13 protein-coding genes are annotated in these 23,700 nt (G+C 35.0%); all 13 read left to right on the top strand.

The annotated features are described in order from the left end of the window. Positions 1 to 124 precede the first annotated feature (124 nt). The 13 genes from ACFFVB_RS06415 (at position 125) to ACFFVB_RS06355 (ending at position 23,540) form a co-directional block, all read left to right on the top strand. Entirely contained in the window at positions 125 to 4,300 is a 4,176-nt protein-coding gene (locus ACFFVB_RS06415) for a hybrid sensor histidine kinase/response regulator (protein WP_382381891.1), read from the top strand. A 159-nt stretch (positions 4,301 to 4,459) separates the two neighbouring features. Further along, positions 4,460 to 5,677, top strand: coding sequence for a glycoside hydrolase family 88 protein (locus ACFFVB_RS06410; protein WP_382381890.1), 1,218 nt, complete (start codon positions 4,460 to 4,462; stop codon positions 5,675 to 5,677). A gap of 11 nt (positions 5,678 to 5,688) precedes the next feature. Then, complete coding sequence (locus ACFFVB_RS06405; protein ID WP_382381889.1) at positions 5,689 to 6,558, top strand: hypothetical protein; 870 nt, start codon at positions 5,689 to 5,691, stop codon at positions 6,556 to 6,558. Positions 6,559 to 6,595: 37 nt separating this feature from the next. After that, the gene (locus ACFFVB_RS06400) at positions 6,596 to 9,001 is read left to right on the top strand and encodes a glycoside hydrolase family 3 N-terminal domain-containing protein (protein ID WP_382381888.1); all 2,406 of its coding nucleotides are present in this window, start codon (positions 6,596 to 6,598) and stop codon (positions 8,999 to 9,001) included. Positions 9,002 to 9,055: 54 nt separating this feature from the next. Next, the gene (locus ACFFVB_RS06395) at positions 9,056 to 9,502 is read left to right on the top strand and encodes a PH domain-containing protein (protein WP_382381887.1); all 447 of its coding nucleotides are present in this window, start codon (positions 9,056 to 9,058) and stop codon (positions 9,500 to 9,502) included. Continuing rightward, entirely contained in the window at positions 9,499 to 10,398 is a 900-nt protein-coding gene (locus ACFFVB_RS06390) for a TlpA family protein disulfide reductase (protein WP_382381886.1), read from the top strand. The genes ACFFVB_RS06395 and ACFFVB_RS06390 overlap by 4 nt, the downstream gene beginning before the upstream one ends. 630 nt (positions 10,399 to 11,028) lie before the next feature. Continuing rightward, positions 11,029 to 13,758, top strand: a complete 2,730-nt coding sequence (locus ACFFVB_RS06385) for an endo-acting ulvan lysase-like protein (RefSeq protein WP_382381885.1) — start codon at positions 11,029 to 11,031, stop codon at positions 13,756 to 13,758. A gap of 141 nt (positions 13,759 to 13,899) precedes the next feature. Next, positions 13,900 to 14,811 carry an alpha/beta hydrolase gene (locus ACFFVB_RS06380; protein ID WP_382381884.1) on the top strand — a complete coding sequence of 304 codons (912 nt, stop codon included), beginning with the start codon at positions 13,900 to 13,902 and terminating at the stop codon, positions 14,809 to 14,811. Between the two features lie 53 nt (positions 14,812 to 14,864). Further along, positions 14,865 to 16,520: a hypothetical protein gene (locus ACFFVB_RS06375; RefSeq protein ID WP_382381883.1), complete on the top strand. Its 1,656-nt coding sequence runs from the start codon at positions 14,865 to 14,867 to the stop codon at positions 16,518 to 16,520. Between the two features lie 6 nt (positions 16,521 to 16,526). Next, positions 16,527 to 17,333: an alpha/beta hydrolase family protein gene (locus tag ACFFVB_RS06370; RefSeq protein WP_382381882.1), complete on the top strand. Its 807-nt coding sequence runs from the start codon at positions 16,527 to 16,529 to the stop codon at positions 17,331 to 17,333. A gap of 103 nt (positions 17,334 to 17,436) precedes the next feature. After that, positions 17,437 to 19,878, top strand: coding sequence for a glycosyl hydrolase family 95 catalytic domain-containing protein (locus ACFFVB_RS06365; RefSeq protein ID WP_382381881.1), 2,442 nt, complete (start codon positions 17,437 to 17,439; stop codon positions 19,876 to 19,878). A gap of 112 nt (positions 19,879 to 19,990) precedes the next feature. Then, a complete protein-coding gene (locus ACFFVB_RS06360; RefSeq protein ID WP_382381880.1) occupies positions 19,991 to 21,805 on the top strand; it encodes a sulfatase-like hydrolase/transferase in 1,815 nt (604 codons plus the stop codon). A 100-nt stretch (positions 21,806 to 21,905) separates the two neighbouring features. Further along, a complete protein-coding gene (locus ACFFVB_RS06355; RefSeq protein WP_382381879.1) occupies positions 21,906 to 23,540 on the top strand; it encodes a sialate O-acetylesterase in 1,635 nt (544 codons plus the stop codon). Positions 23,541 to 23,700 lie beyond the last annotated feature (160 nt).

Here is a 23,700-nt window from a genome sequence, read left to right as displayed (position 1 = left end):
TGTTGATTTTAAAAAAAGTGCTTTTTTATTAATTTGTTATTAAGTTTATAAAAGAAATACTTCCATCTCAAATTATCTTTTGCGTAAATTTAGTATTATTGCAGAATTGATAAAAAAGGATTGAATGAACAAGAATTTCTACCTTATAATTATAATTTTTTGCTGTAATTTCAGTTTCGGTCAGTTTAATAACCTTAAATTCGAGAATTTAAATACAGAAGAAGGACTGTCTAGTAGTACCTGTTTAGAGGTGTTTCAAGACAGTGAAGGATTTTTGTGGTTCGGAACCATCGATGGTTTAAATAAATATAATGGATATGAGTTTGAGATTTTTAGACCCATATTAAACGATTCGACTTCTATTAGTAATAACAGAATTAATGTTATTCAGGAAGATAAAAATGGGCATCTTTGGATTGGTACCAATAATGGCTTAAATGTTTTTAATAAATACACAAAAAAGTTTAAGCACGTAACTCTATACGATCAGCCTATAAAATCGTACAACCCTAAAAAGATAATAAATACACTTTTGTACGACGATAGTAATAATACATTATGGGTTGGTACGAGTCAGGGTTTAGTGAAACTTCCTTTAAATGAAAATACCTACCAAATACAAGGTTTAAAACCTACGCACTACACTTTCAGCTCCAATAATGTAAATAGTATAGATAACGACAATATAAATATTATTGAGAAGGACAAGGATGGTGTTGTCTGGGTTGAAACTAGTGGTCAGCATTTAAATAAATATAATCCAGATTCTGATACTTTCGAACGTATTTTAATTGAAAGTGAATCTCCTTATGAATTAAACCACATCCCAAAACGATTATTTATAGATTCTGATAATGACTTTTGGATTGGTAACGACATTTCTAATATTGTATTATGGAATAAAAAGACAGACACCTTTAAGAAGATATCCTTATCTGAAGAAAGAGTGCCTTTTTATACCATTTATCAAGACACTTCTGGAATGATTTGGATTGTTACAGATGGCTCCGGTATCTTTATTTATGATAAGATTAATGAAAAAATAAACCAGATTAAGAACAACCCTTCCGATCCATTCTCGCTTCCAGGAAACCAGGTGTCAGATGTGATAGAAGATTCAAATGGCGTGTTTTGGTTGTCTACTTATAATGAAGGAGTCAGTAAACTCGATCTTAAAAAATCTAGTTTTGGGCATTACTATTATCAAGAGAGACGTGAAAATGGTTTAAACGAAAAAATTATTCAATCTGTTCTACAAGATTCAAAAGGAAGAATATGGCTAGGGGCTTATGGTGGCGGATTAAATTATTTTAACGAAGAAGAAAATTCATTTACAGCTTATGGGTTTAAACCAAATGATCCAACGTCTTTAAGTTCTAATAAAATACTATACACTTTTGAAGATTACACTGGAGATATTTGGGTGTGTACTTTAGATGGTGGTGTAAGTAAATTTAATCCAGAAACCAAGTTGTTTAAACGTTTTCTTCATAAAGATTCTAATGATAACACCATCGGACAAAACTCGGTGTGGACAGGAATTGAAGATGAAAATCGTCGCGTTTGGTTAGGGTTAAGAGATGAAGGCTTAGATCTTTTCGATCGTAAAAATGAAAGCTTTCATCATTATAAAATCGGAAATGAAAACCAAAATGGGCTATTAAGTAATTTCGTCTTTTCATTATTAATAGATTCTAAAAATAGATTATTAGTAGGGACATCCTTAGGTTTAAATTATGTAGATCTAGATGAATTAGGAAATGGTATTCCGGACCAAATTAATTTTGAAGAAGTTAATATTAACGGAATTATAGGTAACCGGATTAATGATATTACAAAAGACGATTCAGATAATATTTGGTTAGGTACAGATATAGGGGTTTTTAAATTAGATCCAGACCTTAAGCTTTTAGAATCATATTTTACGCAAGATGGCTTGCCTAACAATTTGGTGACAGGGATAATAGAAGATTTAAATCACGATTTCTGGATTACAACTCGAAGTGGTTTGTCTTTCTTTAATTCTAAAACAAAAACATTCAAAAACTTTAATACGCACGATGGGATTCAGGGAATGGAATACCAAAGTAAGGCCATAGAACGAACTCGAGATGGTCGTATTATGGTTGGTGGTATTAATGGGTTTAATATTTTTAAGCCTAACGATATTTTTATAAATCCTATAGGGAAATTAAAACCTAAGATTACATCGTTTAAGATTAATAATAAAGAGATTAATGTTGGCGATGCTGTTAATAAGAAGTTCGTGTTATCAGCTCCTATTTCTGAAGTTAATGACATTGAACTAAATTATAACCAAACCAATTTATCATTCGATTTTATAGCGCTTCATTTTCAAAATCAGGAGCAGGTTAAGTACGCTTATAAAATGGAAGGGCTTAACGATGAGTATATTGAAGCCGGAACAAATAGGGTTGTTAATTTTTCAAACCTACAGCCGGGTTTTTATACTTTTAAAGTAAAAGCATCTTCTAATAACGATTGGGAAAATGCACCTGTAACTGCAGTGAATTTTAAACTTAATTCTCCGCCATGGAAAACATGGACGGCCTATTTGTTGTATTTAATTGTTGGGGTAATTGCATTTTTGTACTTAAAGAAATATTATAAAAACAGAATTAATTCTGAGAAGGAACACGAATTCGACCAAATGAAATTGGAGTTCTTTATAAATGTATCTCACGAATTTAGAACGCCTTTAACTTTAATCTTAAATCCGTTAGAGAAATTAGTTGCAGGGTATAACGATCCGGAATTAGTTAAAACGTCGGCATTATCTATTCAGAGAAGTGCAAGACGTTTATTGTATCTAGTTAATCAGTTACTAGATTATCGTAAAATGGAAGTCGGAATGGCACCTTTACAAGTGCAAAAAGGAGATATTGTAAAGTTTAGTAACGATATATTTTCATTGTTTAAAGGCTTGGTAGCCAAAAAGAATATTGACTATTCTTTTACGTCTAATTCGGAACATTTACTAACATTCTTCGATTTTGATAAAATTGAAAAAATATTAACGAATTTAATTTCAAATGCAATTAAATTCACCAATAACGGAGGTGAAATTAAGGTGTCTGTAAATCAGGTTTCAGATAAAAATAAATACGCTAACAAGAGCAGTAAAAACAAAAAGAAGCTATCTTCTTTTGTCGAAATTATAGTCGAAGATACTGGTATTGGTTTAGATACAGAACAACTTAAAAAATTATTCTCAAGATTTTATAATGTCGATGTTAATAAAACGGGAACCGGAATCGGATTAAACTTTACTAAAGGATTAGTAGAAATTCATGGGGGAGAAATCTTTGTCGAGAGTGAGATTAACAAAGGAAGTAAATTTATTGTTAGAATTCCTATAAATAAGACTGCAGAAACCGGTAAAGTTACTGTTGTAAAAGATGAATTCTTAATAAATTCGATGAAGTCTATCGAGTATGATATGCTTATTTCTGATGATATTTCTGAATCATCAATGAAAGAAAGCGACCTAAATACAGAGGATTTACCAACAATTTTAGTGGTTGAAGATAATAAGGAATTACGAGATCATTTAAAGAATGAGTTACGAGGTTTTTATAAAATAATAGATGCTGTTAACGGAGAAGAGGGATTAACAAAAGTTCAGAAGTATTTTCCAGATATTGTGGTAAGCGATGTTATGATGCCTAAAATGGACGGATTCGAATTGTGTAAACACATCAAATCTGAGTTTGAAACCTGTCATATTCCGGTTATTTTATTAACCGCACGTGCCCTAGAAGAAGACCGAATAGAAGGTTATAAAATAGGAGCAGATGGCTATTTAGGAAAGCCTTTTAATATAAATGTACTCAAAGCTAGAATAGATAATTTACTAGAAGCTAAGCGCATACTTCGTGAGAAATTCTCAAAATTAGGAGCTGTGATTACACCTAACGAGGTGACTACAAATTCTATCGATGAGGCCTTTTTAGAAAAAACGACAAAAGTTATTTTAGATAATATTAGCGATACCGATTTTAAATTAGAGCATTTATTAAAGGAAATAGGTATTGGACGATCTCAATTTTATAGAAAAATACAATCTATAACAGGCCAAAATCCTAGTAACTTTATTCGTACTATACGCTTAAAATATGCTTCAGAATTACTAATAAAAGATGTGTATACCATTAAAGAAGTAACACATATGTCTGGGTTTAACTCCGCAGCATATTTTGGTAAAACCTTTCGTGAACTTTACGAGATGACGCCAAGCGAGTATATTGAACATCATAATAGCGAAAAGGAGAAAGAGTAATTCTATGCCTTTTATATGGACAAATCGTGTATTTGGGTATTAAGTTATTATAATTGATTCATAGGTTAGAGGCTTAATCCTAAAGTCTTTTTATAATTGTATTAGAATTTCAAATCTTTAATTAGAAAAGAATTCGAATGTAATTTTAAAAATGAACTTATGACGTTATTTAAACACCTGTTAAGCTGTAGCTTAATTTCTGTACTTCTATTTAGTTGTGGTACCGAAAAAAAAGAAGTGGTTTCGAAGTCTAATAACGAAATTATATTAGACCAAAGCGTTGTTAAAATTAAACAAGCACTACACGTATTAAAAACGACCGACAGTTTTCCAAGACATATTGTAAAAGGTGAAAAAGATTGGAGATTTGTTGGTGTTAAAGATTGGTGTAGCGGATTTTGGCCAGGCGTGTTATGGTACAATTACGAATATACAGGTGATGCTGAAATTAAAGCTGCTGCCGAAAAATTTACAGCCCCTATAAAAACCATTGCTTTTACATCAGCAGAGGATCACGATATCGGTTTTCAAGTATACTGTAGTTTTGGAAACGGATACCGTTTAACAGGAAATGAAGCCTATAAAGATATTATGCTTGCCGCTGCCGATACTTTGGCAACGTTATATAATCCAATCGTCGGGTCCATTCATTCTTGGCCAAGTAAACAAGAATACCCTCACAATACCATTATAGATAATATGATGAATTTAGAGTTGCTCTTTTGGGCCGCAAAAAATGGAGGGGATAAAAAACTATACGATATTGCAAATAGTCATGCCGAAGTGACCATGAATAATTTGGTGCGTTCAGATAGTGCCGTGTATCATTTAGGGTCTTTTGATGATAAAACAGGACAATTTATTCGCGGTGTAACACATCAAGGTTATGCCGACGAATCCATGTGGGCCAGAGGACAAACTTGGGGGATTTACGGATTTGCCGTTGCTTATAGAGAAACAGGTAGAGCAGACTTCCTAAATACATCCATTAAACTTACAGAACATTATTTAAATCGATTGCCAAAAGATGGCGTGCCGTTTTGGGATTTCGATGATCCAACTATTCCAAATGCTCCAAAAGATGCTTCAGCAGCAGCTATCGCGGCTTGCGGGTTATTAGAATTAGCAGACCTTGTTAAAGATGATAAGTTGAAGGAGAAATATAGACATGAAGCGAAACGATTTGTCACCGCGTTGTCTTCTAAAGCCTACTTTAGCGGAGATGAAAACAATGCATTATTGCTTCATTCTACCGGGCATCATCCTAAAGGTAGAGAAGTAGACGAGCCTATTATTTATGCCGATTATTATTTTATGGAAGCTTTAATCCGATTAGAAAAATTGGAAAATGCAAAGCGTTTAGCATTAACTAAATAACTTTTCTACTTATGAAATTTATAAAAACGATTCTTGTTCTTTGTATGGTATGGAGTATTCCTGCAAAATTTTACGCTCAAACCGTACCGTATACTACTGGTCGTATTGTGGTGAGTTCCGATGGAAATGAACACGATCATGACGACTGGGCAGCAACGCCTTTTACTTTGGCCTTGTTAGCAGCAAAGCATCTTCAGGACAGTTTAACGGTTTATACGTTTAGCGATCATATTTGGGGAAGCAATCACAATAAAAGTGATGGTAAAGCTCAAATGCTAATAAGTGCTTTAGAAGGACAGAAAATATTCAATTTTAATAAGTCAAATTTTATTGAAGCTGTTGAAGATTCAACACAAGCGATAACCGCGATTACGAAAGAGATTGATAAATCGAGCGCATCTAGTCCGTTAACCATTATTGCAGCGGGCCCAATGCATGTTGTAGGAAGTGCGATTAATAATGCGAATGCATCAAAATTGAAATATGTTAGAATTATTTCACATTCAAATTGGAACGATAAACACTCCGATAAACCTTACGAATGGGAACAGCATTCGGGATGGACTTGGGCAGAAATTCAAGCAGAGTTTGAGCCTAAAGGATTAACTATAGATAGAATAGTCGATCAAAATGGTGGTAAGGATTATGAAGGGATGAAAGCGCCAAAAGCGATGTTCGATTGGATTAATACCTCACCAATCCGTCAACAATCTCCAGAAAGCAAAAAACAATTAGACTGGTTATATAGCCGACAATTAACCTGTATTAAAAAAGGAGATTTCGATCCTTCTGATGCCGGAATGATTATTTATCTACTAACAGGAAAACAAAAAACAAGTCCGGAAGATGCCAGAGAAATTATAGAGCATCCAGTGAAGTGATTTTTATTACAGCATTGCTAATTTATCAAAACGAATTATGAAGTTTAAAGCCACAGTAGTCCTTTTGTCAAGTGTGTTTTTGTTGTCATCTTTTAAAACAGAGGGGCCAAAAATATATCATAAAGATTGGATCGATTTTAATAAAAATGGTGTTAAGGATGTCTACGAAGATCCGAAAGCCAATATAGACGATCGGGTTTCTAATCTGCTGTCGTTGATGAATGTCAATGAAAAAACATGTCAGATGGCTACGTTGTACGGTTTCGCGCGCGTTCTAGAAGATGAATTACCTACGGCAGAATGGAAAAATCGCGTTTGGAAAGATGGAATTGCGAATATAGACGAGCATTTAAATACCATTTGGAATCAAGAGAAAACACATACACCGTATTCTTTCCCATATAGTACGCATGCCGAGGCTATAAATACAGTTCAGAAATGGTTTATAGAAGAAACGCGTTTGGGGATTCCTGTCGATTTTACTAACGAAGGCGTTCATGGTTTATGTCATAAAAAAGCAACACCACTGCCTGCACCAATCGGCATTGGAAGTACGTGGAATACCGAATTGGTTTATAAAGCAGGAACTATTGTTGGGCGAGAAGCGAAGGCTTTAGGATATACCAATATTTACGCACCTATTCTTGATGTTGCTAGAGATCAGCGTTGGGGGCGGGTTTTAGAATGTTACGGAGAAGAACCTTTTCATATTGCCGAAATGGGTAAGCAAATGACGCTTGGATTACAATCTCAGGGTGTCGCTGCAACGCTAAAACATTTTGCGGTGTATAGTATTCCAAAAGGGGCTAGAGATGGCGATGCACGTACAGATCCACATGTGGCGCCAAGAGAAATGCATCAGTTACATTTATATCCATTTAAACGCGTTATTAAAGAAGCAGCACCAATGGGTGTTATGAGTAGTTATAACGATTATGATGGTGTCCCTGTAACAGCAAGTTCTTATTTTTTAACCGAATTACTTCGCGAACAATATGGGTTTAATGGTTATGTGGTTTCCGATAGTGAAGCCGTAGAATATGTGTCTGAAAAACATCATGTTGCCGAAGATTATAACGAAGCGGTGCGTCAGGTTGTAGAAGCCGGTTTAAATGTGCGTACTACGTTTAGAACGCCAGAATCTTTTATCGAGCCTTTGAGAGTGCTTATTAAAGAAGGAAAGGTTTCAATGAAAACAATCGACTCTAGAGTTGCCGACGTTTTAAAGGTGAAATTCAGATTGGGATTATTCGATTCACCTTATGTTGAAAATCCTAAAGCTTCAGATGATTTGGTACATACCGCTGCCGATGAAGAATTTTCAAAACAAATCAATAGAGAATCTTTAGTGCTTCTTAAAAATGAAAATAATCTGTTGCCTCTAGATGTCAATAATCTAAAAAATATATTGGTAACTGGACCTTTGGCCGACGAAGTCAGTTTTACATTCAGCCGTTATGGTCCTGCCGATAATCCATCGACTTCAGTGTATCAGGGGATTAAAAATTATGCTAAAAATAAGGCTGAAGTGACGTATGTAAAGGGCTGTGATATTGTAGATCCCGATTGGCCAGGAAGTGAAATTATTCCTACACCACTTTCAGCATCAGAAGAAGCAAGTATTGCTGAAGCTGTTGAGCAAGCCAAAAAATCAGACATTATTATAGCTGTAGTTGGCGAAGATGAAAAGCGTGTGGGAGAAACGAAATCAAGAACTAGTTTAGGACTTCCGGGACGTCAATTTCAACTCGTTCAAGCGTTATATGCTACAGGAAAACCTGTAGTTTTAGTGTTAATTAATGGTCAGCCACTTACGATTAACTGGGAAAATAAGTTTTTACCAGCTATTTTGGAAGCTTGGTTTCCAAGTACCGCTGCCGGAGAAGTTATAGCCGAGACGTTATTTGGAGATTATAATCCTGGGGGGAAACTAACCGTGACTTTTCCAAAATCTGTTGGACAAATCCCATTGAATTTTCCTTACAAACCAGGCTCGCAAGCTGGGCAACCAGGAGCAGGACCTAATGGCTACGGAAATACACGTGTTTTAGGTCCGTTATATCCATTTGGTTACGGACTAAGTTACACGACGTTTGAGTACAGTGATCTAGTTGTAAATCAGAAAACAAAACAATCACAAAGTGATATAGACGTGTCTTTTAAAGTGAAGAACACAGGGAAACGCGCTGGAGATGAAGTTGTTCAATTGTATTTAAAAGATGAAGTGAGCAGTGTTACCACCTACGAATCTCAACTTCGTGGTTTCGATCGTGTTACTCTTAAACCTGGCGAAACGAAAACCGTTCATTTTACTTTACATCCTGAAGATTTAGAAATTTTAGATATCAATATGAATTGGACTGTAGAGCCTGGGAATTTTGAAATTATGGTAGGAAGTTCGTCTGTGGATATTCATTTAAGAGAGCGTATTAACGTGTTGTAAAAACATAACGGTCTTGACTTGAATTATATTTGAGCAAGTGATTAAACAAAAGCAATGACAATATATAAATCAGAATTCGGATATAGGTTAATTGGATTTTTAACGGTATTGTTGCTTTCCATTAACGGATTTATGATTTTTAAAAACGAACCTATAGAAGCAATTTTGTCTGTGGGCGGAATCCATTTATTGGTATTAAGTTTTTTCCTATATCTCAATTTTTCGACAGCATACACGATTCATGGTAACGGGATTTTGAATGTTAAATGTGGTTTTACGTATAACAGATCGTTTGATATAAATAAAATCAAGTCTATTAGTAAATCTAATAATTTGATTTCATCACCAGCGCCTTCAATGGACAGGATAGAATTGACTTATGGTAAATTTGATTTTATAATAATTTCACCAAAGGACAAACTCCAATTTGCGAAGGAACTCACAAAAATAAACCCGAATATTGAAAATAGGTTAGCCGAAAAAGGCAATAAAAATATATGAAAATCAAAAAACGAATACTTAGCCTTTTAATTCTGTTATTTACGCAAGCTTCATTTGGACAAGAAGACATTCACACTTCTGCGACCAAACAAGTTAACGAGATGATTACGTTTTACAACAAGAGGGAAATTCCAAAGTATGTTGATTATCTATTACCTGTATATTATGGAAATGAGAATAAATACAAAGAAAAATTTACCGAAACGTGGGAGCGCATTTTAAAGCAAGATACCGATAACTTTAAACTTGTAGGACTTTTAAAACTAGCCAAATCGGAAAACCAATATCAAGCGTTATTTCATATTAATTTCAAGAATGGCATGAGTTATATTATTGGAGTTTCTGAGGATGGTAAAAAGTGGTCGTTTACTCAACCTTTTAGTGAAAAAATGAAGTTTAATCAACTGTTAGAAATCATCCCGACTTTAGATCTTGCTTTAGCCGAGAGTATAGATTCTAAGTTTGGTAAACGTATCAATTATCAAATTGGAGAAATTATTTCACCATTCAATTTCGATGATATTAATGAAACTGAAATTTCGTCGGAATCATTAAAAGGTAAAGTGATTGTCTTAAATTTCTGGGGTACGTGGTGTGCTCCCTGCGTAAAAGAGATTCCTGAGCTTAATAAATTAGTTGAAAAATTTAATAGTGAAGACATTAAATTTATTGCACCTGCTATTACTACGACAAAAGAACTACTGAAAAATAGTTTCCTCCCTAAACATCCGTTTTTATACGATATTGTTGTAATTGATGGAGACGATTATGTAATTTCTTCATATCCGACACATGTAATTATAAATCAAAATCAAGAAGTAATTGAGATTATTACAGGGTATAGTGAGGATAATATTAAAAAATTAGAACAGATAATTAATCACGTTCTAAACTAATTTCAGCAAATTAAAGTAAGCATCTCACCGATAAGCCAAAGACCATTATTAGGTAGATTCATTCGAAGTAATTACGCTTATTATTGATTGAGAATAGCGTCTTTTTGCAAGCCGAATTTTACTAAATATTATGTTTTAATTGGCCGATTTTAATCGGTGCAATTGGGTATAAAGCTTGGATTTGTTTCTAGGCTTTTTGTCGTTGTATAATATCGATGCAATTGACTTGGATAACTTGCCAGCTCTTTCGTGTGGAGCATTGGGTGAATAAATCCCCATAATTTATAACTTAAGAACTATAGTTTATATTCAAAAAAAAATAAAAAAACGATATTGCTGTACGCTGAAAGAAAAGCGGTCTAAAAGATGTTTTGAATGGTAATAGTATTCGTATTTATGTCTGTAGTTATGAGTATAAATCTCATGAATTACTTTACCCAAAAACGGATAATGATTAATAATTTAAATGCCAACTCACTTAAAAAAAACAAGCTCGAATGGATCAAAATAGATATGGAAATGAAAATGATGAACTTCTAATTAAAGTTAGAATTTCGGGGAATTAAATTGAGTATAAAAGCATTCAGAAAACAAACCAAACTAAAATAATATTTAACACATTAAATTAAAATGAAAAAGGCCTTAACACTAATTGCATTGATTTTCTTTGGAATAGGAGCACACGCACAGATTCCGCTTCCTGAGAATTTAGAACAAGGATATCCTCGTATTTATATAACTCAAGATGGCAAAAAAGACCTTCAGAAAACTATTAAAAAAGAAGATTGGGCACAAGATGTACTAAAAGGGTTACACGATAAAGTAGATACTTATGTAGAGCGTCATGTAACCGATGACGAATGGATGGTATCTCGTTTACAAATGCATTGGAATACAAAAGCGAGCAACGTTTATATTAATGGGGTAGACTTTTCTCATGCAGATGGAGAAGCTCCAGCTCCGACAGTCCGATTTAGCGGTTCTCGAAATTCGGCAACGGCATACGGCACTCCAAGTTTAGAAGATATTCTTCCTTATATGGACGATCCAAGAGGATTATGGTTACCAAATAAAGAAAAAGAGGGAAATCCTTTTGAATGGGCAGAGCAATCGGAGACAGGGAATATAATTGTTAATATCAACAAAAAAATAATCACTTTAGGGAAAGATGCAGCTTTTCTGTATTGGCTTGAAAATGATAAGCGCTATGCGAAATTTTCGTTCGACTTGTTTGATACTTACATGACTGGGATGTCTTACAGAAGCGAACCAATAGATTTACTTAATGGTCATATTCAGACGCTTGTTGGTTTTACTCACTTTCAGGTGATACACGAAAGTACGTTGATTGAAATCGCAGAACTTTACGATTTTTTACATCCATATATTGAAGATAATGCTTCAGAAAAAATAGCGATGTATGATAAGACCATCAAAAGATGGATCGATCAAATTATTAAAAATGGAGTACCTCAAAACAATTGGAACTTACATCAAGCCAAAATTATTTTAAAAGCCGCAATGGTTTTACAAGACAATAAAAATTATGAGGACAAAAAAGGACGTGAATATTATATCGATTATATTTTAAATGTGACTTCAGCCAGACAATGGTCGCTTAATAAATTTATGGATTATGGTTACGATGAAAATAATGGTGTATGGGCAGAATGTCCAGGGTATTCGCAGGGTGTTACTAAAGACCTTACTAATTTTATAAGAGATTTCGACAATACATTCGACCATAATATTTTGCCATACACGCCGGTAATGCCAAAGGCTGTAAAAATGTTACCACAATATTTGTTTCCAAACGGGCAAGCTGTTGCATTTGGAGATTCGTATTACGGACCTATAAGTACGGAGTCTATGAGTGATATGATTCGTATTGCTCAAAAAAATAAAGATCAAAAGTTAGAAGAAGAGTTTACAGGAATGTATCGGTTATTTTCTAAAACTTCGGAGGGTTCAATTAAAAGTAAAAAACCTAGAGCAGATATTTCATCATTTTTTGCAAGTAAACCTTTAGAATTAAATCCGAAATATAAGGTTGGTAATATAGACGATTATATTACTCAAACATTTTATGCGCCTAATGTAAGTTGGCATGTACAACGTATGGGAACAGGAAAAGATGGTATGATGGCATCTTTAAATGGATCACTTGGAAACCATATGCATGCCAATGGTATTAATATGGAATTGTACGGAAAAGGTTTTGTTCAAGGTTCCGATCCGGGTAAAGGTTCAAACTATCTTCAACCTATTTACTTGGAGTATTATTCTCAATTCCCAGCACATAATACCGTAATGGTAGACGGTGTGTCTTCTTATACTGAAATGTTAAGTTACCATGCATTCGACTTGATTGGACAATACCCAAAGTCTGAGCAAAAAGTAGGATATTATAAAGATATCACATATTCTGATGTTTACTTCTTGGAACCAGAAACTCAAAGTGATCAAAGTCGATTGGTAAGTATCGTGAAAACTGGTGAAACTACAGGATATTATGTAGATGTTTTCCGTTCTAAAAAACAACGTAAAGGTGATAAGTTTCATGATTATTTCTACCATAATTTAGGTCAGAGTATGACGGTAAGCGATGGAAATGGAAATCCGTTAGCACTTGTTCCTAGTGAAGAAATGGCATTTGCAGGAGGACATTTATATGCGTTAGATTATATGTGGGATAAAAAATCGATGCGTACAAACAATGATTATCAAGCTGAATGGAAAATTGATATGCCTGATGGAGAAGAAGATGTATTTATGAATTTATGGATGAAAGGGACTGAAGGTCGTGAAGTATTTAGTATAAAATCACCACCAAATAAAGCATTTAAAGGAATCAGCGGACTTCCATATGATGTTAATGCAGCACCATATTTAACACTAGCAGCAAGACAACATGGTGAGGCATGGAATCGTCCATTTGCTTCAGTTTATGAACCTTTTACGTCTAGTGAAGGAAAAAGTATTGCAAGTATTTCTGGTTTTGAAGATGAAAATGGAAGTCAAGATTTTGTAGGACTTCAAATCACTAATAAATCAGGAAGAGAAGATTTAGTGTTTTCTTCAACTAATAATCAAACAGCCGTTTATAAAGACATGTCAACAGATGCCGCGTATGCTTTGATTGGTCATGAAAAAAATGGAGATTTTATTCTGTTTATGGGGAATGGGACAGAACTTAAAACAAAAGATTTTACCATGTCAACTAAAGAAAAAGGAAATGTAGTTGTAGAACGTAAAGCAGGTAAATTGTCTATTCATAATGAAGTGCCAGTTAGCATTTCTTATAATAACAAGAAACAACAATTTAACGCAGGAGAGCTTCGAACATTAGATTTAAACTAGAGCAGAAATTTCTTGAGTTCTTGAAAATAATACAATATCACATCTAATTTGAAGTTGAATCTTAAGGATTAAAATCAATATCAATGTGTGTTTTGATATCCCTACAAAGGCAGGAGAAACACATATTATAAGTAATAAATAATGAGGAAGACAATTTTAATTTTTCTTTTGATTCAAATACCTCTTTTAGGAATCGCCCAACATTTGGAATTGCCTTTGTGGGGAGAGAATATTCCCAATTATCCGGAAACCGATGAGGAAGAAATTAGGGCTCTGGAAGGCGTATTAAAGATTAGAAATGTAAAAAAGCCTGGGATTGAGGTTTTTTTGCCATCTGAAAAATTAAGGAATGGACAAGCCGTGATTATTTGTCCTGGCGGTGGCTATGCCATTATGAATTGGGATTGGGAAGGCACCGATATTGCCAAATGGTTAAATTCTCAGGGTATTGTTGCTATTGTTTTAAAATATAGATTGCCACGCTCTAAATCTAATATTGTGTCTTATAAATCACCCATTTTAGATGCGCAACGCGCTGTGCGTCTTACTAGACATCATGCTAAAGCATGGGGCGTAGATTCGACACGAATAGGAATTATGGGTTTTTCGGCTGGAGGACATGTGGCAGCAACACTTGCTGTTCATTATAACGAAAAATATGCCGAACCTACAGACAACATTGACCTGTTGAGTGCAAGACCAGATTTTTCGGTTTTGGTGTATCCGGTGATAACGTTTAAAGATGATTTTACAGACCCAAACTCAAGAAAACGACTTTTAAATGATAATCTGGATGAAAAATTAATCGAACACTTTTCAACCGAATTACATGTAACTGCAGAAACTCCAGCAGCATTTATAATGCATTCCACAGACGATACAGGAGTGCCTGTGCAAAACTCATTAAAATATTACGAAGCACTAGTTAATAATAAGGTTGAAGCAGAAATGCATCTTTACCCTATAGGGTGGCATGGCTATGCTTTGGCTCGCGATAATCCTTATTTATCAACTTGGACAGAGCGACTAGAGGCTTGGTTAGGAACACATTAAATAGATGTGTTTTTGAGTAACAAATTGATATAATTAAAAAATAAAATTTTAAAATGAGAATACGTTTTCAATTATTTACAGTGGTAATAATGTTTGTCTGCTTTAGTATTAAAGTTAAGGCTCAGCATCAGTATCCTAGTCCGTTAATTCTGGATATGGTGCATCATAATCCTGGAGAAGCTCCTTATAATACGGCATATAATGATCCGGCTGTGATTAAAGAAATGGGATATAATGGTAAGGTTTATTTTCTATTTGAATCACCTGCACTGGCGATAAATTGGGAATCTGTAGATAAAGATATTCTACCAAAAGGATCAGAAGAACGTAAATGGGTAGATGCAAAAGCAGAACAAATTAAAAAAATGCACGCCCAATGCAAAGCTGAAGATATGGCCATTTACGCTATGTCTGATTTGGTTCTATTTCCGAAACGATTAATTAAAAAGTATAATATAGAAGATACATTTGGGGATCCTAATCATCCGCTTACAGAGAAATTTGTACGTGCTCAAATTAACGAAATGTTCGATCAGTTTCCAGATTTAGACGGGTTGGTGGTGCGTATCGGAGAAACTTATTTACACGATGCACCTTATCACCAAGGCGCTATAGAGGATAAATCAAGTCCAGAAAAAACAATTATTCCTTTAATGAAAATGCTCAAAGAAGAGATTTGTGTAAAACGTGATAAGCAACTTATTTTTAGAACATGGAATGCTTTCGATAGAAATATGGGACCATATATGGAGGTTAGCGATGCCGTAGAACCTCATAAAAACTTAATAATTAGTATTAAACAATGTGAAGGCGATTTTCATAGAGCACGTCCATTTAGTAAACTTATAGGTCAAGGTCGTCATCCTCAAATTGTAGAAGTGCAATCTGCAAGAGAATACGAAGGAAAAGGCGCTTATCCAAATTATATTGCAAATGGCGTTATCGAAGGTTTCGAGGAGCATGCTAATATGCCGGAAGGCGATATAAATAGTATACGAGAATTTGTTGAAACAACCCCAGATTTATATGCCGGTATTTGGACATGGTCTCGCGGTGGAGGCTGGGAAGGGCCTTATGTTAAAAGCGAAATGTGGTGCGATTTAAACTCTTGGGTCATGGCACAATGGGCTCAAAACACTGAGCAAAGTGAAGCATTTATTTTTAATAGGTATGCTACAGAACGCTTAAATCTTAAAGGAGATGACGTTGCTAAATTTAGAAGCCTTTGTTTGCTTTCTGCGGAAGCTGTAATTAGGGGTAGAAATACGGTCCAAAATGATATTAGTGATGTTTGGTGGACTCGAGATCAAGGTATAGGTTGGCCGGCAGTTGCAAAAGATGCTGTGGGACAAAAACGAAATTTAGAGCAAAAGGATGAATCTGTAGCGAAATGGGAAGAAATTGTAGCACTATCAAAGGCAATTACTTGGGACAGCGAAGCTGCCAAAAACCATGCGATTGGATCTGCTGAGTATGGCCTAAGATTGTATAAAATATATAGAGCACTTGTTTATATGTCCGATGCGGAAGCTAAAGGTGATGTAAAAGAAATTAAAAAATGGATTACGATTTACGATAAAGCTTGGGCAGATTATAACAAATTACCAGAGCAGTATAATATGGTTGCAACGTTGTACACCCAAGATTATGATCGTCATATAGCACATAATGCAAATCAAAAAGTAAACGAATTAAGAACCCAAAAGTAGATGAAAATGAAGTCTTGTTTTATTATTGTTTTAATTACCATATTTTCCACAATATCCAGTTTCGGACAAAGTGAAACATCAGATTGGAAAGGCTTCGAACGTATTAATTTTAAGTTTGAAGGAAGAGAAGCTCATCTTACCCGTCCGGAAAAACCATTACCTGGAAATCCGTGGTTATGGCGTGGACGTTTCCCCGGTTACCATGCCGAAATAGATAGCATGCTTTTAGCAAAAGGCTTTCATGTGGCTTATGTTAATACCGATAATCAGTTTGGAAGTCCGAAGGCAGTTGCCGTATGGAATCGATTTTATAACCACCTTGTTTCAACCTATACCTTACAGCCTAAAGTGGCCTTACATGGCCATAGTCGTGGAGGGTTGTTCATTTATAACTGGGCAAAAGAAAACCCCGAAAAAGTAGCCTGTATATACGGGGACGCTGTCGTTTGCGATTTTAAAAGTTGGCCAGCAGGTTTTGGTTCAAGTGAAGGAAGTAAAAAAGCTTGGGAGACATTAAAAGCTGAATACGGATTTAAAACAGATGAAGACGCTAAGGCTTATACCAATAATCCCATCGATAATTTAGAAGGTTTGGCCCATGCGGGAGTTCCTATCCTTCATACGGTAAGTTTAAAAGATGGTGTTGTTCCGGCCGACGAGAATTCGTTGAAACTTATAAATAACTACATTCATTTAGGAGGTACTGCAACGGTATCGCCTTGTAAGTCGGGTGTTCAAAAATCAAACGGACATCATTATGATATTGATGATCCTGAAATGGTTGTCGATTTTATCATAAAAAACACACTTTAGAGAAAACTAAAAAATGATATTCTTTTGATGTTTTGGAAAGAAGAGGTTCAAAAATCAAATTAAAAACAACATTAAAATATTAATTTTTACAAACTAACGTATTATGAAAATAGATGGCTTTTATAACAATAAAAAAAGTAATTCTATAACCTTGTTTATACTGACTTTGTGTTTTATGTTGTGTTGTAAACTTAGTTATAGTCAGTCGTCTTTAAATTCAAATTCAGAACTTTCAGAACGGATTTATACCATCTGGGACAATGAACCGGCACCAAATAGAGGAGGAGATTTTAGCATAACTAAAGCTAGAGGATATCCGTATGATGAAGATTGGGAATTACATTCTTATCCTATTGGTAATGGGTATATGGGGGCTAATATTTTTGGTAGAACCGATGTTGAGCGCATACAACTTACCGAAAAAACATTGGCTAATGAAGGGTTATATGGTATTGGAGGTTTAACAAGTTTTGCGGAAATCAATCTAGATTTCAATCATGAGAATCCAACCAATTATAGCAGGTCTATAAATATTAATGAAGCTCTAGCCTATGTTAACTACTCCCATGAAGGTGTGACGTATACTCGTGAGTATTTTATGAGCTATCCTGATAATGTAATGGCCATAAAATTGAGTGCCAATAAAAAAAGAAAAATCTCTTTTACACTTAAACCCGAAATACCTTATCTGCGCGATTCTTCTCAGAAAAATACAAGAACCGGTGTCATGAAAGTTGAAAATGATTTGATTACCATATCAGGTTTTATTGAACATTTTAGTGTGAATTATGAGGGACAAATCAAAGTCATTAATACAGGTGGAGCATTAACCGCGACTCAAAATGGGGATAAGTCGGAAATAACGGTAACTAACGCCGATAGTGTGGTGTTATTAGTCACAGCAGGAACGAATTACGAATTAAGTGAGGATCTTTTTTTAGAGGAAGTTCATAATAAGAAATTAGATAAAAATAGCTATCCTCATGAAAAAGTGAGCGACTTAATGCAAGCTGCTACAGAAAAAGGATATGAAAAATTAAAACAATTGCATTTAGAGGATTATCAATCTCTTTTTTCTCGTGTTAAGCTTCAGTTTAATACAGCAATTCCAACAAAACCTACTAAGCTTTTATTAACGGAGTATCAGGCAGATGCATCACATCATTATTTAGAAGAATTGATGTTTCATTATGGCCGTTATTTATTAATCTCAACATCTAGAGCGGGGACTTTACCTTGCGGCTTACAGGGTGTTTGGAGTCAGTATGAAGTCACCCCTTTTACAGGTGGATTTTGGCACAATATTAATATACAGATGAATTATTGGGGAGCGTTAAATTCAAATTTAGCTGAGACTTTTACGCCTTATATTGAATTTTTCGATGCTTATCGCCCGAAAGCAAATCGTTTGGCAACTACATATTTAAAAGAACATCATCCAGATGCGCTTGCAAAAGATAGTTTAGATAACGGGTGGACGATAGGAACGGGAACTACACCTTATAAAATTGTTGGTCCAGGTGGGCATTCTGGCCCTGGAACAGGCGCGCTTACCACTAAAATGTTTTGGGATTATTACGAATTTACTAGAGATACCACCTTTCTTAAAGAAACGGGATTTCCGGCTATTTTAGGTATGAGTCAATTTTTATCTAAAACCTTAGTGCCTGTAAATGATAGTCTTTTATTGGTAAAGCCTTCGGCTTCTCCAGAACAAAAGCACAATGGCGATAATTATATTACGGCAGGTACAACATTCGATCAAGAATTGGTTTGGGAAAATCATAACGATTTACTAAAAGCGTATAAAATTCTAGATATTCAAGATGATTTTAAGAACACTGTTGAAGATGAACTTACAAAATTAGATCCTATAATTATAGGGAAATCTGGTCAGATAAAGGAATTCAGAGAAGAGGAATATTATGGCGAAATCGGTCAGAAAAATCATCGACATATCTCACATTTATGTGCACTCTATCCAGGAACGCTAATTAACGAGTCTACTCCAGAATGGATGGAAGCTTCTGTACTTACTTTAGATTTAAGAGGGAATAATACTACGGGTTGGGCTATGGCACACCGCATGAATGCTCGCGCGCGAACAAAAGAGGGTGAGAAAGCTCACACCGTATATTCTAAATTTATAAAGGAGCGCACTTTGCCAAATTTATGGACTACGCATCCACCATTTCAAATTGATGGTAATTTTGGAACCATGGCTGGTGTTGCAGAAATGTTGCTCCAGAGTCACGAAGGGTATATTAATGTACTTCCCGCGCTTCCCAAGGCTTGGGATAACGGTGCATATTCAGGTTTGGTAGCTAGAGGTAATTTTGAAATATCTGTGGTCTGGAAGAACGGCAAAGCTACAGCAATAGAAATTCTTTCTAGAAGCGGAGGACTATGTAAGCTGAAATATAAAGGGATTTCTAATAAAAATGTTACAAGTTTTGACGGTCAAGCTGTAATCTTTAACAAAGAAAAAGCTGATTTACTTTCATTCGAAACAAAAAAAGGAGAACGTTATTATCTTAAAATTTAAATATTAAAATATTTTAATGAAGGTGTGAAAACTGAATTATGAACATCAAAAATTGAAGCCCAATATTTTTTTAACCTAAAGAGGTCTGCAATTCTAAAACGTATTAAAAACTATGAAACTTTTAAAACTATGCATGCTCTTGAATATTATTCTAGCGAATTCCTATTCACTTATTGCCCAAAAACAAGACCGTCCGAATGTAATTTTTGTAATGCCTGACGATATTAGTCACAGTTCATTTTCATATTATAAAGACAATGCGCCAAGAACGCCAAACATAGATTTGTTAGGAGACGAGTCTGTGCGCTTAACAGATTTCCATGTGTCGCCAAGTTGTTCTCCAACACGAGGTGCCTTGCTTACAGGAAGACCAAGCGATGTCGTCGGCGTTTGGCATACCATTAATGGAAGAAATATGATGCGTGCCGATGAGATTACTATGGCCGATATTTTTAAAACAAATGGCTATGCTACAGGCTTATTTTTTAAGTGGCATTTAGGAGATAATTATCCGTTTCGCCCAAAAGATCGCGGGTTCGATTATGTAGCTTGGATACAAGGAGGAGGAACTGGACAACAACCTGATTATTGGGGGAATACTAATAACGAGTCTCATATGTGGGTTAACGATACTTTGGTTGAAATGACAGATGAGGATGATGGTATAGAGGGCGCTTTTACGACAAATTTCTTTATGAATCGCGCTATGGATTTTATGGAAGATAACATCGAAAAGAATAAACCTTTTTTCGCATATATCCCTTTAGGAACGGCTCATGCACCTCATGTTTTACCACCAGATGCTCGTGAAGGTGTGAGTGCAAAAACGGGAACTATTGAAAATATCGATAAGAATATGGGACGTTTAATGAAATTCTTAGATGATAAAGGTATCGCCGATAATACCATTCTTATTTTTACTACAGATAATGGCGCAGGAGGTTACTTAAGAGGCGGAAAAGGATCGAATTACGATGGCGGTACACGAGTGCCTTGTTTTGTAAGATGGGAAGCCGGAAACCTTGGAGGTAAAGGTAAAGGCCGAGATGTAACACCTTTAACAGCGCATATTGATTGGCTCCCTACGTTTATGGATGTTTTAGATCTTAAAGACGTAGAAAACCGGCCTGAAAAATTAAAAATTAGAGGGCGTAGTTTTAAACCATTACTAGATGAAGATCCTACTAACGATCCATTAGCATATAAAAATAGAGCTGTCGTTATAAACGATATGTGGACAGAATTTCCTGAGAAATATAAAAAACTATCCGTAAAAAAAGATGATTGGAATGGAGATGTTATAGAACATAAGTGGCGTTTGGTTAGAACAAGTGCAACTATAGATTGGGAATTATATGATGTTTTAACAGATCTGAAACAAGAAAATAATATCATTACAAATCCTGCTTATAAGGTCGTCGTAGTTGAGTTGAAAGAGGAGTATGAAAAATGGTTTCAACTTGTAGAAGAACGTTCTAGTGAATACACGAGAATTATTATAGGAAATAAAGCAGAGCCTAAAACAACACTTCATGCACACGATTTTCACGGTACAGTAATTTGGCATCAAGACGATGTGAAAAAAGGAGCACCTGGTAGCGGATTTATTGCTGTAGAATTAGATAAGTCAGGGACATATAAGTTCGATTTACGCCGTTGGCCAAAAGAAATTGAAGATAAATCAACATTAACTTCTGGCGATGAAAATGGTAAAGCCTTAAATATAGCAAGTGCTAGAATAAAGATTTGGAACGGCGATACCATTTATGTCGACGAGAAGAAAGATGCTAACAGAGGCCAAGATGGCGTGCAATTTACAATACAGAATTTACCAAAAGGACCTGCGTTTATTCAGACCTGGTTTTATAATGAAACTGGTGATGTAGAAGGTGCTGTGTATTATAATTATGTTGAGCATGTTAACTAATAATAGCAATTCAATCCATAAGTTATCAAAAATCATAAACGTTTAAATGTTTACAATTATTGAAATAATCTTTTAGTAAAATATAGAAATACAGTGAATTATGAAGAAAAGTATCTCGATTATATTTTTATTGGTATGTATACAAAGCACTTTTGCTTTTGAAATAACGTTACCAAGTATTTTTGCAGATCATATGGTGTTGCAACGTAGTCAAAAGGTCCCTGTTTGGGGAACGACAGAAGCTAATGCGATGGTGGAGGTTTTGTTTGCAGATCAGAAAAAGAAGGTGAAAGCAGATGCCGAAGGCAATTGGCGAATCGATTTAGAACCGTTGGAAGCATCAAGTGAATCACGAGTTCTAACAGTTACTTCTCAATATAATAATGAAGTCACCACATTAAAGATATTAGATGTTTTGGTTGGCGAAGTATGGTTGTGCAGCGGACAATCTAATATGTATCGTCCGTTTAGAATGTTAATCGGAGAAGCTGTCGAACCAAAATATGAACCTATTGCTGAATATTTACGAGAAGAGGCGGCTACCGCAAACGATCCGTTATTTCGTCAATTTATAGTTGGTCCAGATTTTAGTGTTTTTGAAGAAAAAAATCAAGGAAGAGGCAACTGGTCTAAGGCTGTACATGGCGAAGTGAATGAATTTTCGGGAACTGCTTATTTTTTCGGACGTGAATTACGCCGGGAATTACAAGTTCCTGTTGCTATTTTAAGTTGCAGTTTAGGAGCAACGAGAATAGAACCTTGGATGCCAAAGGAGGCTTACCAAGAAAATGAAATATTGAAGGTGGCGTATAATGAGGAATTAGCGCATTATAAAAATGCATTAGCATCTTGGGATACTTTTAAAGAAGATGAAAAATATAAACAGCTTTTAACAGATTGGGAAGCACAAGTAGAACAAGCTGAAAGAGAAGGCAAGAAGGCACCTTCCAAACCAAGAAAGTCCGTACATCCAGATCGAGATAGACAAATACCTGCAACCTTGTTTAATTCAATGATTCATCCTTTAATTCCATTTGCAGTAAAAGGAGCGCTTTGGTATCAAGGAGAAAGTAATACGGAGAATGGTGCAGAAACCTACGGTTTAAAACTTTCGACTATGATTGAAAGTTGGAGAAAAATGTGGGGACAGAAAACGTTTTATTTTTATGCCAGTCAACTCGCAAACTATAAGAACCCAAACGAAGCGCCTGTTGGAGACGAAGATGGTTGGGCTTTACTTTCATACAAGCAAAGTGAAATTCTTAAACTTCCAAACACAGGACTCGCTGTACTTAATGATATTGGAGAAGCGAAAGATATTCATCCAAAAAACAAAGTAGATACAGGTAAACGACTCTCGCTTTGGGCACTTAAACAAGCTTATAAAAAAGATATCGTTTTTAGTGGACCGCTGTATAAGAACTCAACCATTAAAAAAGATAAAATAATTATAGAATTTAATCATGTTGGTTCAGGTTTAATGGTTGGAAAAAAACATGTAATGGAACCAACTAGGGAAGTTGATGAACCTTTACGTCGTTTTCAAATCAGAGGTAATGATGGTCAATGGAAATGGGCAGAAGCTAAAATTATAAATAAAAACCAAGTGGAAGTTTGGCATACAGATATTAAGAACCCTGTTGAGGTGCGCTATGCGTGGTCTTCAAATCCTGAAGGCGCTAATTTATATAACAAAGAAGGATTGCCTACCTCGTTGTTTAAAACTGAAAATTAATCCATATTTAATCCTATTTTTCGTTTTTGAAAGTGACAAGAAGTAAAATAGAAAATTGAATGATCTCAGTACTTTTATGAAAAAAACCAATGAAATAATTTGAACTCATATGATGAGTATATAAGATATATTTGGTTTTTAGAGTGTTTAGTTCGTTACT

Origin of the sequence: Formosa undariae (genome assembly GCF_042427615.1) — a bacterium.
GTDB classification, from domain to species: domain Bacteria; phylum Bacteroidota; class Bacteroidia; order Flavobacteriales; family Flavobacteriaceae; genus Formosa; species Formosa undariae.
The sequence above is the reverse complement of the archived record's forward strand: the minus strand, read 5'-3'. Positions and strand labels throughout refer to the sequence as shown.